The organism is Lentibacillus songyuanensis, from assembly GCF_039548255.1.
GTDB lineage: Bacteria > Bacillota > Bacilli > Bacillales > Amphibacillaceae > Lentibacillus_C > Lentibacillus_C songyuanensis.
The window spans coordinates 127,209-143,542 of the sequence record NZ_JBCLVH010000002.1 but is presented as its reverse complement, the minus strand read 5'-3'; the positions used below and the strand labels follow the sequence as shown (position 1 = coordinate 143,542).

15 protein-coding genes and 1 other annotated feature are annotated in these 16,334 nt (G+C 39.7%); all 15 genes read left to right on the top strand.

Features of this window, described 5'->3' with window-relative positions:
- The first annotated feature begins 71 nt into the window (after positions 1–71).
- The 15 genes from spoVE (at position 72) to ileS (ending at position 16,317) form a co-directional block, all read left to right on the top strand.
- Entirely contained in the window at positions 72–1,184 is a 1,113-nt protein-coding gene (gene spoVE, locus WMZ97_RS02705) for a stage V sporulation protein E (protein WP_343270518.1), read from the top strand.
- Between the two features lie 176 nt (positions 1,185–1,360).
- A complete protein-coding gene (locus tag WMZ97_RS02700; RefSeq protein WP_343270517.1) occupies positions 1,361–2,149 on the top strand; it encodes a cell division protein FtsQ/DivIB in 789 nt (262 codons plus the stop codon).
- A gap of 520 nt (positions 2,150–2,669) precedes the next feature.
- Positions 2,670–3,950 (top strand): cell division protein FtsA, encoded by a 1,281-nt coding sequence (ftsA, locus tag WMZ97_RS02695; RefSeq protein ID WP_343270516.1) that lies wholly within the window; start codon positions 2,670–2,672, stop codon positions 3,948–3,950.
- A 133-nt stretch (positions 3,951–4,083) separates the two neighbouring features.
- A complete protein-coding gene (ftsZ, locus tag WMZ97_RS02690; protein WP_343270515.1) occupies positions 4,084–5,226 on the top strand; it encodes a cell division protein FtsZ in 1,143 nt (380 codons plus the stop codon).
- A gap of 456 nt (positions 5,227–5,682) precedes the next feature.
- Entirely contained in the window at positions 5,683–6,603 is a 921-nt protein-coding gene (spoIIGA, locus tag WMZ97_RS02685; protein WP_343270514.1) for a sigma-E processing peptidase SpoIIGA, read from the top strand.
- Positions 6,604–6,697: 94 nt separating this feature from the next.
- Positions 6,698–7,417 carry an RNA polymerase sporulation sigma factor SigE gene (sigE, locus tag WMZ97_RS02680; protein ID WP_343270513.1) on the top strand — a complete coding sequence of 240 codons (720 nt, stop codon included), beginning with the start codon at positions 6,698–6,700 and terminating at the stop codon, positions 7,415–7,417.
- Positions 7,418–7,539: 122 nt separating this feature from the next.
- Entirely contained in the window at positions 7,540–8,319 is a 780-nt protein-coding gene (gene sigG / locus WMZ97_RS02675) for an RNA polymerase sporulation sigma factor SigG (RefSeq protein ID WP_343270512.1), read from the top strand.
- 955 nt (positions 8,320–9,274) lie between these two features.
- A complete protein-coding gene (locus WMZ97_RS02670; RefSeq protein ID WP_343270511.1) occupies positions 9,275–9,553 on the top strand; it encodes a YlmC/YmxH family sporulation protein in 279 nt (92 codons plus the stop codon).
- 43 nt (positions 9,554–9,596) lie between these two features.
- On the top strand, positions 9,597–10,406 hold the full coding sequence (gene pgeF, locus WMZ97_RS02665) for a peptidoglycan editing factor PgeF (RefSeq protein ID WP_343270510.1): 810 nt from the start codon (positions 9,597–9,599) through the stop codon (positions 10,404–10,406).
- 26 nt (positions 10,407–10,432) lie between these two features.
- The gene (locus tag WMZ97_RS02660) at positions 10,433–11,104 is read left to right on the top strand and encodes a YggS family pyridoxal phosphate-dependent enzyme (RefSeq protein ID WP_343270509.1); all 672 of its coding nucleotides are present in this window, start codon (positions 10,433–10,435) and stop codon (positions 11,102–11,104) included.
- Between the two features lie 18 nt (positions 11,105–11,122).
- Complete coding sequence (locus tag WMZ97_RS02655) at positions 11,123–11,551, top strand: cell division protein SepF (protein ID WP_343270508.1); 429 nt, start codon at positions 11,123–11,125, stop codon at positions 11,549–11,551.
- Positions 11,552–11,557: 6 nt separating this feature from the next.
- Positions 11,558–11,824 (top strand): YggT family protein, encoded by a 267-nt coding sequence (locus tag WMZ97_RS02650; protein WP_343270507.1) that lies wholly within the window; start codon positions 11,558–11,560, stop codon positions 11,822–11,824.
- An 8-nt stretch (positions 11,825–11,832) separates the two neighbouring features.
- Entirely contained in the window at positions 11,833–12,612 is a 780-nt protein-coding gene (locus tag WMZ97_RS02645; protein WP_343270506.1) for a YlmH family RNA-binding protein, read from the top strand.
- Positions 12,613–12,706: 94 nt separating this feature from the next.
- Complete coding sequence (locus WMZ97_RS02640) at positions 12,707–13,210, top strand: DivIVA domain-containing protein (RefSeq protein WP_343270505.1); 504 nt, start codon at positions 12,707–12,709, stop codon at positions 13,208–13,210.
- Between the two features lie 48 nt (positions 13,211–13,258).
- Positions 13,259–13,486 (top strand) — a binding site (T-box leader).
- A gap of 77 nt (positions 13,487–13,563) precedes the next feature.
- Positions 13,564–16,317, top strand: coding sequence for an isoleucine--tRNA ligase (ileS, locus tag WMZ97_RS02635; protein WP_343270504.1), 2,754 nt, complete (start codon positions 13,564–13,566; stop codon positions 16,315–16,317).
- Positions 16,318–16,334: the final 17 nt, after the last annotated feature.

The window sequence follows — 16,334 nt, the reverse complement described above, 5'->3', positions numbered from 1 at the left end:
TCTATCTTGCCATTTTTCCATGTTAACTTGAGATAGCCCCAATTCCGGATGATGGATATGGGGTGTTTTATTTGTTACGGAAATTATTTAAACAGCAAAATGCACCAGATTACACACTGCTGGGAATTATTTTTGCTTTGTTAATTGTTGGAATTGTGATGGTTTATAGTTCATCATATATCTGGGCGGATTATAAATATGGGGACAGTATTTTCTATTTGAAACGGCAAATATTGTTTACAGGTGTCGGTGTGGTTGCGATGTTTTTTATCATGGCCATTCCTTATGGAACGTGGCAGCGATATGCGAAGGTCATTTTGTTTGGTTGCTTTGGATTACTTTTGCTCGTGTTAATTCCTGGAGTCGGAATGGTTCGAGGCGGTGCGCAGAGCTGGATAGGTGTCGGAGCGTTTAGTATCCAGCCATCTGAATTTATGAAACTTGGATTGATTATTTACCTGTCCGTTTACCTGGCCATTCATCAGAAGTATATTACATCATTTAAAAAGGGCTTTCTTCCGTCATTATTACTAGTGTTTACCGCGTTTGGACTGATTATGCTGCAGCCTGATCTTGGAACAGGAATTGTGCTTGTGTTGACATGTATGATCTTGATTTTTGCAGCAGGAGCTAGAATTTCGCATTTTGTCGGACTCGGGATCTTGGGGGTTATTGGATTTTTATTGTTAATTATTTCCGCACCATATCGGATTAGCCGGATAACCGCATTTTTAAATCCATGGGATGATCCGCTTGGCGACGGATTTCAAATAATCCAGTCATTATACGCGATTGGACCAGGTGGATTAATGGGGCTGGGACTTGGCAACAGTATCCAGAAATACTTTTATTTGCCTGAGCCACAGACAGACTTTATTTTTGCGATATTAGGTGAGGAGCTCGGTTTTATTGGCGGTGCACTGTTAATTGCTTTGTTTGGTTTATTATTTTGGCGGGGTATCAAAATTGCATTAGCGGCGCCGGATGCGTTTGGACGTTTTCTGGCATTAGGTATCGTATCGATGTTGGTAGTTCAAGTGATGATCAATATTAGTGTTGTTATTGGGCTGATTCCAGTTACAGGAATTACCCTGCCATTCTTAAGCTACGGGGGATCATCACTCACACTGACCCTTTGCTCTGTTGGTATCCTATTAAATGTAAGCCGTTATTCTTCCATTTAGATAGAAAATAGAATAATCTTCACTCATTTTACTGTGCTTCTTTAGGTGAAGCCTTTTTTCTACCTAAACAATAGGTAATAAGAACTACATGTTTACATGTGATTTATGATATAATTTTTGTACGACCATAAACGGCAGAGAGGATGCCGTTAATTTTTATACAAAGGAAGAAAAGAATGGGTGAAAAGAAAATTGTTTCGATTGAAGATCGAATCCCGAAATTGAAACAAGCTCGAAAAAAGAAAGCAAACAGACGGTTAATATTTTATCTATCTATTTTTTTCTTACTCATTTCCTTGATTGTCTATTTACAATCACCATTAAGTCATGTAAAGTCAATGTCGATTACAGGAAATTCCTTGGTTTCAGACAAAGAGATTCGTGAAAAAAGCAAGATAACTACGAAAACAAATATCTGGACCATTAATGCGAAAAAATTAAAACAAACATTGCGTAAAAACCCTGCAATTAAGTCGGTAGAAGTAACTAAAAAATTGCCACGGACAGTTCATATTGAGGTAACCGAATATGATCGGGTGGGTTATGTCAAACAAGATAATGTTTATCATCCAATTTTGGATAATGGGCAAGTGATCACATCATTCAAAATGAAGTCGATAAACGGGGATGCTCCATTGTTAATGGATTTTTCAGAGGAATCATTCTTGCATAAAATGACCAGTGAACTACATGCGCTTCCTAAAAGTATTTTGAACATGATATCAGAGGTTCATTGGAAGCCAACCGAGGATAATAAGTATAAAATTATGCTGTACATGAATGATGGTTTTCTGGTTGACGGATCGATCCGGGAATTTACAGAAAAGATGAAGGTGTATCCTTCGATTGTAAGTCAGCTTGACCCAGATAGTAAGGGAATAGTTCATATCGGGGTCGGTGCTTATTTCGAATCATTCGATAAAGATAAAAAGAAAAAGGAAAGTCAAGACGATGGGGAAGAATAGCAAGCTTCCTGATTTGTTTCTTCAAAGATTTTGGGCACGGTCCTGGAAGTCCGTATGTCACATGGAATTGTGGGAATCCAACAGTAAAGCTATCAGATAACTCAGACATACCTAGTAACGTCCCTCGATGAAGAATATAATAAAAAAGAAGATATTAACGATTGGAAAGCCATATACAACATGCTGGTAACGAAGTATGTAATATTGGTAAGGAAGCAGCATCTGTAATTCATCCATTTATTTCCATTAATAGAATTAATCACCCTACCTTTACGTGAACAGATTGTGGTAGGATTACTTATATACTTCATTTTTAGCGACTCTGGCTTTATTTAAGAAAAATGAAAAAAGTAATGGAAAATAAAAGGGATATGCACTTTTATTGTAGAATTACTTTATATATCTCTTATTTTGGTATATTCTTATCACTTTTTAATTTATAATGAAAGAAAGAATACATTACAGGTTTAACAATCTGGTTTTTAGTTGATCAGATGCTTGAATTGGGAGGTGCCTTTCATTGGACAACAGTGAAATACTAGTGAGCTTGGACGTAGGTACATCAAAAATTAAAGTAATTATTGGTGAAGTTTTAAACGATTCATTAAATATTATTGGTGTAGGTAGTGCAAAATCAAATGGCATGAAAAAAGGGGCCATTGTTGATATCGATCAAACCGTTCATTCGATCCGTAACGCTGTGGAGCAGGCCGAGCGAATGGTAGGTATGCAAATTGACCGGGTAGTGGTAGGTATCGATGGAAACCATGTTCAGCTGCAAGCCTGTCATGGTGTTGTTGCTGTACAAAGTGAAGACAGAGAAATTGGTGATGAAGATATTACCAGAGTGATCGACGGAGCACAAGTCGTCTCCATTCCGCCAGAACGGGAAATTATTGATGTCATTCCCAAACAATTTATTGTGGATGGATTGGATGAGATAACCGATCCACGAGGAATGATTGGTGTTCGTTTGGAAATGGAAGGAACGATTATTACTTGCTCTAAAACCGTTTTACATAATATTTTAAAATGTGTGGAACGCGCCGGATTGCAAGTGTCTGATATTTGTTTGCAGCCGCTTGCCGCGGGTTCGATCGCCTTATCGAGAGATGAGAAGAATCTTGGAGTTGCCCTGATTGATGTTGGGGGCGGGTGTACAACAATATCTGTTTTTGAAAATGATCATTTAGCAGCAACCAGTGTTATTCCACTTGGTGGTGATAACATCACGAAGGATCTATCTATTGGATTAAGGACATCAACGGAGGAAGCGGAAGATATTAAGTTGAACTATGGACATGCCTTCTTCGACGATGCCCAAGAGGAAGAAACATTTCACGTATCGACAATTGGCAGTAATACCTCACAAACGTTTAACCAGTTGCAAATTGCTGATATGATTGAAGCTAGATTGGAAGAAATTTATGCTTACGCCGAACGGGAAATTAGACGGATGGGGTATCATGGATTGCCAGGAGGATATGTTCTGACAGGTGGTACAATGAAAATGCCTGGCGTTCTAGAACTTGCACAAGATTTGTTCCAGGCGAATGTTCGAATGTCATTACCAGATTACATAGGCGTCAGAGAGCCACAGTTTACGGCTGGGGTAGGAATCTTGCAATTTGCTTATCGTAATGCGAAAATACAAGGAAAAGATTTATTTCCTTCCGTACTTGTAAATTCATATGAAGAAAAACCAAAACGAACAAAAAAGACGTCACAACCAGTAGAAAAAACGGAAAAAAAGAAAAAAGAATCTGGAATCGCAAATCTATTTAAATACTTTTTCGACTAATGTAAAAGTGCAGGCGCCAGTTAGCGGCGTATGTGCTGTGACCAAGCAACACGGGTGGTTCGGTATTACTTCCAAAGTAAAGAAATAGATTCCGGAGACTCTAGTAATTTTGTTTATTTTAGGAGGAACGTATATGTTGGAGTTTGACACAAATATGGATCAACTGGCGACAATAAAAGTAATCGGTGTTGGCGGTGGTGGAAACAACGCTGTGAACCGTATGATTGAGCATGGTGTGGAAGGCGTTGAATTTATTGCAGTCAATACCGATTCGCAAGCATTAAATTTATCAATGGCGGAAGTAAAGCTGCAAATCGGCGGAAAGCTGACACGCGGTCTAGGCGCAGGTGCTAATCCGGAAGTCGGCAAGAAAGCGGCTGAAGAAAGTAAAGAGCAAATTGAAGAAGTGTTGCAAGGTGCGGATATGATCTTTGTTACAGCTGGAATGGGCGGTGGAACTGGAACTGGTGCTGCACCAATCATCGCACAAATTGCTAAAGATTTAGGGGCGCTTACTGTAGGCGTGGTAACCCGCCCATTTACGTTTGAAGGAAGAAGAAGATCAACGCAAGCAATTTCGGGAATTGATACACTGAAAAGCTGTGTCGATACATTAATTGTAATCCCGAACGATCGCCTGCTTGAGATTGTCGATAAAAACACCCCAATGTTAGAAGCCTTTCGTGAAGCAGACAATGTACTTCGCCAAGGTGTACAAGGTATCTCCGATTTGATTGCCAAGCCTGGGCTTATTAATGTGGACTTTGCCGATGTAAAAACAATTATGTATGATAAAGGTTCTGCCCTAATGGGGATTGGTATTGCAACTGGGGAAAACCGGGCAACAGAAGCAGCCAAAAAAGCTATTTCTTCTCCATTACTGGAAACCTCAGTCGATGGTGCACACGGTATTTTGATGAACATTACAGGCGGTGGCAATTTAAGCTTGTATGAAGTGCAGGAAGCGGCTGATCTTGTTACAACGGCTGCTGATACTGAAGTGAATGTCATCTTTGGATCTGTTATTAATGAGAACTTGAAGGATGAGATTATTGTAACGGTTATTGCTACCGGATTTGATGAAAATCAAGTAGCTGACCAGCAGCAAAAGACCAGACCGATAACGAATAATAAACAGCATGCCGCAACGAAATTAAATGATGATTTACCACAGCGTGAATCAAGAAACACGGTGAAACAACAACAGCCTGTTAAACAAGAGGATGATACATTGGATATTCCAACATTCTTAAGGAATCGAAATAGAAGACGGTAAACAAAGCGTAAAGCAAACGGACTCCATTAATCCGTTTGCTTTTTTCTTTGCTGTTTTCCAAAGGTTTTTCCATTAAAATGTATGCTTTAATTGACCGAATACATGCCTTTTATTCGGTCATATATGCATGGTTTAAATGACACCAATCACATGAATACAGTATTTTGCTTGTAGAAAATCTTTTTTGTAATTTCTCCATGTTTTCTCGACATTTTTTATCTAATGAGTGGATGAAAAGGCTTGCAGCAGGAAGGTTTGTTATGAATCCTTTTCCATGGTTAAATTAACGGTGTTTTTTTACCGACAAACTCCCCGATAACCTCTTAAAATTAGCACCATTACGCATACAAGAAGTGACAGACTTTGCCGGGCAAGTCCGCTATACTTTTTTTAACGTATCATTTTCAGCATTGTTTCCAAAATAAAAGATTGAAACGCGCAGAAAGGAAGTGCAGTGTGACCATTTACCTTGATGCTGTCTGGTTATTAAATTTTCTATTAGACATGATGCTGCTGATGCTTACACAGATTTTAGCCAAGGACAGCTCAAGAAAAATCAGACTGATGTTTGGTGCATTTGTAGCATCGATTTTAGTGCCTATTTCATTATATTATCCGGATTCCATTTTTACGACTGTTATAGGCAAACTATTGTATTCTGTGGTGATTATTTTATGCTCCTTTCGTTTTCATTCGATCCATCGGCTACTTAAAATGCTGCTGTTATTTTACTTTAGTACGTTCTCGATCGGAGGTGGTTTGATAGCCATACATTTTTTGCTGCAAAATCCTGTTGGGCTATCGGTAAACGGGATTTTAACCTTTAATAAAGGGTATGGGGATCCAGTGAGCTGGTTATTTATTGTAGTGGGATTTCCGATTGTTTGGGTCTTTACGAAGAACCGTATGGACAAGCACGCGGCTGATAAGATCCGTTACGACCAGTTATATCCGGTAACCATTCAATTAGACAACCGGAGCAATTCGACGACGGGATATATTGACAGCGGCAACCAATTAGCCGATCCATTAACGAAAAAACCCGTTATTATCTGTGATAAACAATTTTTGATGCACTGGTTCACCGAAGACGAATGGAACAAGTTAAAAAGCGCCCAAGAGGAACTTGATTTTGACAGTATACCAGAACGATGGCAGAACCGAATCCAGCTTGTACCATTTCAAGGTGTCGATGGCAAGCGCTTATTCATGTTAACGATTAAACCGGATAATATCATCATTTATTATGACAACGAGAAAATTATAACAAGCAAAGCATTGATTGGCATTCAATTTGCCACATTAACGGATGATGGAAGCTATCATTGTTTATTACATCCACAAATTATTAAACTAGCGGCAGTGCATTCCGCATAGGCAAACACTGGTAACTAGAACATTGCCGTGTGAAGGACAAAGTGAAAAAGCATGTTCAGCAAATCAGGAGATAACAAAAAAGGGGAGATCGTTTTTGAGTAAATGGAAATTAAGGATACGTTTGTGGTGGTATAACACACTAATGAAATTGGGAGTTAAATCTGATGAAATCTATTATATTGGGGGGAGTGAGGCTTTACCACCACCATTATCCAAAACAGAAGAGCAAGAGTTGCTTGAGCGGTTACCAAAGGGAGATAAAGCAGCTCGGGCGATGTTAATTGAGCGAAATTTACGATTGGTTGTATACATAGCCCGTAAATTTGAGAATACCGGAATTAATATTGAAGATTTAATCAGCATTGGAACCATTGGACTCATCAAGGCAGTTAATACGTTTAATCCGGAAAAGAAAATAAAGCTGGCAACCTATGCGTCACGCTGTATTGAAAATGAAATTCTGATGTATTTGCGCAGAAATAATAAATTGAAATCAGAAATTTCGTTTGATGAACCATTAAACATCGACTGGGATGGAAATGAGTTATTATTATCCGATGTATTGGGAACGGATGTTGATATTATTACCAGGAATTTAGAATCGAATGTTGACAAACATCTTTTAAAAAATGCCTTATCCCAACTAAACGATCGAGAAAAACAAATCATGGAACTTCGCTTCGGATTAGTTGGTGAAGAAGAAAAAACACAAAAAGATGTTGCTGATATGCTTGGCATTTCCCAGTCGTATATTTCACGTCTGGAAAAGAAAATAATTCGCCGGTTAAAAAAAGAATTTAATAAGATGGTTTAGTCCTTATTCATAGCTGAATAGCGACTATTTTCTTTCGTTTTTAACACAAATTACGTTGCATAAAAAACTTCCCTTGGTGAGATACTGTCCATGAACAGCATCTCCAACGGGAGGGTAGAAGAATGATCAGACATAAAGTAGAGATATGCGGCGTTGATACATCAAAATTACCCGTGTTGAAAAACGAAGAAATGAAAAAACTATTTGTCAAAATGCAAGCAGGAGATATTTCAGCTAGAGAGGAACTGGTTAATGGAAATTTGCGATTGGTGTTAAGTGTGATCCAGCGATTCAATAATCGTGGCGAGTATGTGGATGATTTATTTCAAGTAGGGTGTATCGGATTAATGAAATCAATTGACAATTTTGATTTAGGACATAATGTAAAGTTTTCCACCTATGCGGTACCAATGATTATTGGTGAAATCAGACGATACTTACGGGATAATAATCCCATTCGCGTATCCAGGTCGTTACGCGATATTGCATATAAAGCATTACAAGTTAGAGAAAAATTGATAAATAAAACATCGAAAGAGCCGACACCAATGGAAATTGCCGAGGAAATGGGAGTTCCCCATGCTGATATTGTTTTTGCAATGGATGCCATTCAGGATCCAGTATCATTGTTCGAACCAATTTACAATGATGGTGGTGATCCGATTTTTGTAATGGATCAGCTAAGTGATGACAAGGAAAAAGATGATTCATGGGTGGATAAGTTAAGTTTAAAAGAAGGAATGATTCAACTAAATGCCAGGGAAAAAATGATCCTGAATAAACGTTTTTTTCAAGGGAAAACGCAAATGGAAGTTGCCGATGAAATTGGTATCTCTCAAGCACAGGTCTCCCGCTTGGAAAAAGCTGCAATCGATCAAATGAATAAAGAAATGTTTGAATGACCAAAAGTGAACGTACTATTTAAGCGAATAAGGTGCTGAAACAAAAGTGTTTTAGTCAAGGGAAATCCGCACGATGATTCAAATTTCTTCATTGGAAATTGAACTCGTACGGATTTTTTAATGTAAAAAGCGTTAACAATGAAGTATGTTAATGCAGGTGAATTTTTAAATACTAAGTTTTAAAAAACTTACTGCTAATTAGATGGAAACTGCGACGTAGTGACAATTTTATTACATGACACTCGTTCTATTGGAAGAGGGGTGCTAACGCCACCGTCCGGAATCGCTCCGGGCGGATGCTTTCCGTGGGCACGGCCTTAGCCTCCTTGCCCCTTCATAGGGGTATGCCGACGTTGGCCGCAAAGGCCGTTTTTAGTCGGCCCTCCTTAAGAACCACTCTGCGGGGTCTTCGGACACGTGCTGTTCCCACAGGAGTCACCACCCGGAGCGATTCCGGACTAGCAAAGCCTGTCTACTGGCTGAAAGATTATTAGCATTTCTTCCTCTAAAGAACTCTGTTGTCACAAGCTATACTGCATGCAGGATAATACACACTGTTCATAATAACCCGACAGTTGAATGCAGTGTCTTTTTACAGAATCGTATTGTGAGCCCTTTAGACATGTGTTGTTTTCAGCAGGCATCAACTACCCTTCGATCCAATGCTCTAATTATTAAATAATTAAGAGTTGAGCGCCTATAATTATAGGTGGCACCAACCCTAGCGTAGTGTTTTCCCGCAGCGGCAGTTCAACCACCAGCTCAATCTACGTCGCAGTTTATCAAAACTACCTGTTAAGATCCATCGGTAGGCATAGGAGCGCTCAAAACCTTTTTCCTCGTTATTCACTTGGGAAGTTTTTGTTATGTCCCAACCACTTATTTTCGTACGGTTAAATTTGTACATGAAATTACCATGCACTTGCATATAGTGTTAATAAGGCGGGTGAAAAACATGGTGACATTGTCAGAGTTACAAATAAAAGAAATTATCAACATTAAGGATGGTTCCAGGTTAGGACATTTTACCGATCTGGAAATTGATTCAGAAAGTGGTAAAATCACTGCACTCATTGTGCCAATCAAAGAAAAACAAAGCGGATTCTTTGGTAAGGCAGATGAATTAACCATTTATTGGAGTCAAATCGAAACAATTGGCTCAGATGTCATTTTGGTGAAAAATGTGGAAACACTTTCATTATATCCGGATCAGCAATACATGGAAAAGCGGTAAATTTATGATAGAATGGTAAAAGCAATAAACTGGAGGTATTGATATGTCCGAGCCCTTCTATCAGAAGTCAGATGCTTATTTAGCATTAAAGAGCTGGCAACAAATTAACCCAAATCTAGTTGCGGGATTTACGACAAGAAATGGCGGCATCAGCAATCCACCGTTTACATCGCTTAATCTTGGATTGCATGTACCGGATAATCAACAGGATGTCATAACAAACAGACAACGATTGGCAAAACAACTTACGTTCCCGCTTCAAGATTGGGTAGCAGCAGAACAGGTTCATTCGACACAAACTAGGGAAATTACATTGCAGGATAAAGGAAAAGGCTCCGTCTCCCACGATACCTCACTAGCTGGAGTTGACGGAATGATCACGAATAAAATCGGGGTATTATGTACCGCTTTTTTCGCAGATTGTGTCCCGCTATTTTTCTTTGATCCGATGACAGGTTATATTGGAATTGCCCACGCAGGATGGAAAGGCACCGTTCATCGAATGGCTGAAAAAATGGTGACCAAATTGCAAAGTGTCCATATAGACGTAAGCAATCTTCGTGTTGTTATCGGTCCATGTATTTCTAACGAACATTACGCAGTTGACGATCGCGTTATTGCCGAAATTCCGCAAGAACTAAGGGAACGTACGGTTCAAAAGCTGGCTGAGAATCACTATTTATTGGATTTAAAACAATTAAATGCGGAAATCCTTTTACAATGTGGGGTTTTACGTCATAATATAGATATAACAAATTATTGTACGTTTCGTGATGAATCGTTATTTTATTCGCATCGAAGGGATAAAGGAAAGACAGGCAGAATGCTAGGATTTATTGGCTATTCTATATAGTCATGGCAAGGGAGGAGAAGGTAGTCATGGACGTAGCAGAAAATTTACAAACCATTCGTACCACAATTGGACAAGCTTGCACCAAAAGCAATCGTAATCCAGATGAGATAACCATCATTGGTGTTACGAAATATGTTACAATAGAACGAACTGAAGAAACGTTGGCAGCAGGAATAGACAATCTTGGCGAAAATCGCTCCGAAGGCTTTCTTGAAAAATATGAGCATTTCCATAACCAGGCAAAATGGCATTTTATTGGTACATTACAATCAAGAAAAGTGAAGGATATTATTGATAAGGTCGATGTGATTCACTCTCTTGATCGGTTATCATTGGCAAAAGAAATTAATAAACGCACCAAGCGTCCTATTGACTGTTTTGTCCAGGTAAATGTAAGTGGGGAAGATTCCAAGCACGGGCTGGCGGATGATCAGGTTATTTCATTTATTGCGTCATTAAAGGAGCTTACGCATATTCGTATTGTTGGGTTGATGACAATGGCTCCTCACATTGATGATGAGCAGTTACTAAGAGGTACATTCAAGCGGCTGGCAGCATTACGGGATACGATCGAACAGCAAAATATTGCACATGCCCCTTGTCATTATTTATCGATGGGGATGAGCAATGATTATCAAATCGCAGTTGAAGAAGGTGCTACCCATGTACGGATTGGTTCCAAGTTGGTCGGTTCATAACATGAGTGAGGTGAAACGATGAGCATCAAAAATAAATTAAAAACATTTTTTACGATGGATGATGAATATGAATATGTTGAGGAACAGGAGGAAGGGGATGTGCCGGAAAGCTCAGTAAAAGAGCAGGGACGAAATGTGGTTAATTTAAAAACCATGCAAGGACCTTCATCCAAAGTCGTTCTATGTGAACCAAGGTCCTATAATGAAGCACAAGAAATTGCCGATAATGTTGTCAATCGTCGAGCAGTTGTCATCAATTTGCAGCGGGTTGATCACAATCAGGCAAAACGCATCGTTGACTTTCTAAGTGGCACAGTCTATGCCATCAATGGGGATATTCAAAAACTTGGTGCTGAGACTTTTCTTTGCACACCGGATAATGTGGATGTTACCGGGACCATTTCCGAAGCGATTGCCAATGAAGACGAATTTGAAAAGGGATGGTAGTAAAATATGATTCAGTTACTTAATATAATAGGTTACGCTTTTGAAATATATTCCTATGCACTAATCATTTATATTTTTATGTCCTGGTTTCCAGGTGCACGGGAATCATCGTTTGGCGTATTTTTAGCAAAAATTTGTGAACCGTATTTGGAAATGTTCCGTAAAATCATTCCACCACTTGGAATGATTGATTTCTCGCCGATCGTTGCAATCTTCGTGTTATATTTGGCAAGAAGTGGATTATTTGAGCTGTTTCGGTTGCTCTTGTATTAGGTGACAAAATGGCAGATATTTATCAGCACTTTCGTCAGGATGAACAAGCATTTATTGATCAGGTATTAACCTGGAAAGAACGTGTTGAAACTACATATATCCCTAAATTAACAGACTTTTTGGATCCAAGAGAGCAGCAAATCATTGAAATGCTGATTGGGAAGCATCATGATATTCTTACCTTACATAAGCATGGCGGCGGTCCGTTTACCGAACGAAAGCGAATAATGATTGCGCCAATGTATGAGATGGTAGATGAAGCAGATTTTGGACTGGCATTAGTACAGACAAATTATCCGAAAAAATTTATTACCCTCGAACACCGTGATGTGATGGGGGCGCTTCTTTCGTTGGGTATCAAACGAAAAAAGCTTGGTGATATTCATGTAGCAGACGGGATTGCGCAAATCCTTTTAGCCGAGGAAATTGCCCCTTATGTCCTGGCAAATTTGACAACGATTAAACAGGCTAATGTAACATTTACAGAGGAAGCCCTGGCCACTTTTTTAGGGGAGGAAACACACTGGGAAGAGACAGAACAAACCGTTTCTTCCTTACGATTAGATGCCGTACTTAAAGAAATATATAAGCTGTCCCGTAAAGACGCAGCACATTATGTTGGCAAAAATTTGGTGAAAGTAAACCACAAAACGGTGGAAAATCCGGCCTATCAGCTGCAAGGCGGGGATCTGTTGTCACTTCGGGGCAAAGGAAGAAGCAAATTATGCGCCATCAACGGTCAAACGAAAAAAGAAAAATGGCGAATTACAACGGCAATTTTAAAATAATTTCCGATTTATGCAGGAAATCTTTCGTTTATGTCGAAATAAGCATACCAAGAACTTATCATTTATCGATATTTATCGTTAGGAGGTGGCCTTTGTGCCATTATCACCATTAGATATTCACAATAAAGAGTTTGCCAGAAGCTGGCGCGGCTATGATGAAGATGAAGTTAATAAATTTCTGGATCAAGTCATTAAAGACTATGAAATGACGATCCGCGAAAAAAAGAGCTTGGAGGAAAAAGTGGAACAGCTGACTGCAAAGCTTGGACACTTCACCGATATAGAAACAACGTTGAATAAATCCATTCTTGTTGCACAAGAAACAGCTGAGGAAGTAAAAGGCAGTGCATCGAAGGAAGCGAAATTAATTATTAAAGAAGCCGAGAAAAATGCAGATCGGATTATTAATGAAGCATTGGAAAAGTCACGGCGTATTTCCATGGATGTAGAGGAATTAAAGAAACAGGCTAAAGTTTTCCGGACCCGGTTGAAAATGCTGGTGGAAGCACAACTTGACATGATTGACACGAATGATTGGGATGATTTATTTGATACCGAGATGGGAGAAGAACTGGAATTGGCAAATAACAATTCATAACCCTTGACGTATCAGTGGATAATGCATATAATATTGTAAATATATACGATAAATACAGTGACAGAGACAGTATAAAAGAATGGTAATTGTCGAAGCGAGCCAGGGTATGGTGAAAGCCTGGTACAGTTTTCTTTTAGAACATCCCTCTGGAGTATCCATACGAACGATTTTCTAGTAGATATGGACGGTTCGTTCACGTTACGAATACTTAAGTGAGTTTAATTGGAAGGAAATTAAATTTATAAGGGTGGTACCGCGAGTCTTCTCGTCCCTTTGTAGGGGATGTGAAGGCTTTTTTGTTTGAAACGCGGTGGTGTAGATGTAAAAAAGCATAATTTATAGGAGGAAAGGTTATGGATTACAAAGAAACATTACGGATGCCAAAAACAAAATTCCCGATGCGTGGGAACTTGCCGAATAAAGAACCAGTACGCAGACAAGAATGGGATGAAAATAATCTGTATGAAAAAAGTATGGAGCGTACCCAAGGGCGACCATTGTTTGTGCTCCATGATGGACCACCATATGCGAATGGCGACCTGCATATCGGTCATGCGCTGAATAAAATTTTAAAAGATTTTATTACACGGTATAAGTCAATGGGCGGGTTCCATGCACCGTATGTACCTGGCTGGGATACACACGGTCTGCCAATCGAAACGGCGCTAGCCAAGAAAAAAGTAGACCGCAAAAAGATGAGTATTGCCGAATTCAGGCAAAAATGTGCGGAATATGCGATGAAGCAAATTGATAATCAACGGTCCCAATTTAAAGAATTAGGGGTACGGGGAGATTGGGAAAATCCATATATCACGTTAACCAAAGATTATGAGGCTGCCCAAATTCGCGTGTTCGGAGAAATGGCGAAAAAAGGCTATATTTATAAAGGATTGAAGCCTGTATACTGGTCTCCTTCCTCAGAATCCGCGTTAGCAGAGGCAGAAATTGAGTATTATGATAAACGTTCGCCATCCATTTATGTTGCTTTCGAAGTAACTGATGGTAAAGAACTGTTAGAAGGCGGCGAAAAATTTGTTATCTGGACAACAACACCATGGACAATTCCTGCTAACCTGGGAATTAGTCTTCATCCAGATGTCACGTATGTGGTGGCACAAGTCAATGACGATAAATTTGTCGTTGCCGAAGAATTGCTTTCGGCTGTTGCACAAGAAGTAGGCTGGGAGGATGCAGAAGTTGTGCAAACGTTCAAAGGCAATGAGGCGGAAAAGATCGTTTGCAGACATCCGTTTTATGATCGTGATTCACTGGTCATGTTAGGCGAACATGTTACGGTTGATGCTGGTACCGGTTGTGTACACACAGCTCCTGGACATGGGGAAGATGACTTCTACGTGTCCAAACGATATGGTATTAATGCATTATGTCCTGTTGATGAAAAAGGGGTGTTTACCGATGAAGCACCCGGATATGAAGGAATGTTTTATGATACAGCTAACAAACCGATCACCGAAAAGCTGGATGAAGTTGACGCACTGCTGAAGTTAAAATTTATTACTCATTCGTATCCGCATGACTGGCGGACAAAAAAACCAACCATCTTTAGAGCAACGTCACAGTGGTTCGCTTCGATTAAAGATTTTCGACAGGATATTTTAGATGAAATCAAACGGGTTAATTGGTATCCAAACTGGGGGGAAACCCGTTTATATAATATGGTACGGGATCGGGAAGACTGGTGTATTTCCCGGCAGCGTACGTGGGGTGTGCCAATTCCTGTATTTTATGGGGAAGACAAGGAACCAATCATTACCGATGAAACCATCGAACATGTATCACAGTTGTTTGCCGAACACGGATCCAATGTTTGGTTTGAACGGGATGCTAAGGACTTGCTGCCTGAAGGGTTCACTTCAGAACATAGCCCGAATGGTACGTTTACGAAAGAGATGGATATTATGGATGTCTGGTTTGACTCAGGGTCATCCCATGAAGGAGTCTTACTTGGCAGAAAGAATCATCGGCGCCCTGCAGATGTATATTTGGAAGGTAGCGACCAGTATCGAGGCTGGTTCAACTCATCCCTATCGACTGCGGTAGCGGTAACTGGAAAAGCACCATACGAAAATATTATTAGTCATGGTTTTGCCCTTGATGGTGAAGGAAGGAAAATGAGTAAATCCGTTGGCAATGTCATTGTTCCTTCCAAGGTCTTAAAACAGCTTGGTGCAGATATTTTACGTTGGTGGGTTGCTTCCGTTGATTACCAGGCAGATGTTAGGATTTCGGATGATATTTTAAAACAAGTATCAGAAACATACCGGAAAATCCGCAATACATTCCGTTTCATGCTGGCAAATATTGCTGACTTTGACCCAACAAAGGACCGTGTAACGGAGGATAATTTACAAGAAGTAGATCGCTATATGCTGCATCGTCTGCAGAGTTTGATAAAACGTGTACGGGAAAGTTATGATGAATTTGAGTTCTCACCAATCTATCATGACATTCACAATTTCTGTGCGGTGGATCTAAGTTCATTCTATTTGGATTTTGCTAAAGATATTCTTTATATTGAGGCTCAAGATCATCCACGCCGCCGCAGCATTCAAACCGTGTATTATGATATCTTGACGAGTCTTGTAAAAATGTTGACACCAATTATTCCACATACAACGGAAGAAGTATGGGAATATATCCCTGGGACCCAAGCGGATTATGTTCAGCTCACGGATATTCCAGAAGCAAAAACGGTGTTTACGAACGCAGAAGGGCTATTCAAATGGGATCATTTCATGAAAGTGCGTGACGATGTGTTAAAAGCGTTGGAAGAAGCGCGGAATGAAAAGATTATCGGTAAATCGTTGGAGGCAAAATTAACGATCGTTGCCAAGGATGAGAAAACAAAAGAAGTCTTAGCACACATCCCCTATCTTCACCAGTTGTTGATTGTTTCAGGGGCTGATGTAGTGGATAGCGCAGATAACACGAAGGCATATGGCTACGTAGATGTGAAAGTAGAGAAACACCCTGGTGAAACGTGTGCGCGCTGCTGGGTTGTTTCAGAAACTGTTGGAGAAGATCATGACCATCCAGATTTATGTTCACGCTGTGCGGACGTTGTGAAAACCCATTATGAAGGATAGACCTTATGATATAAGAG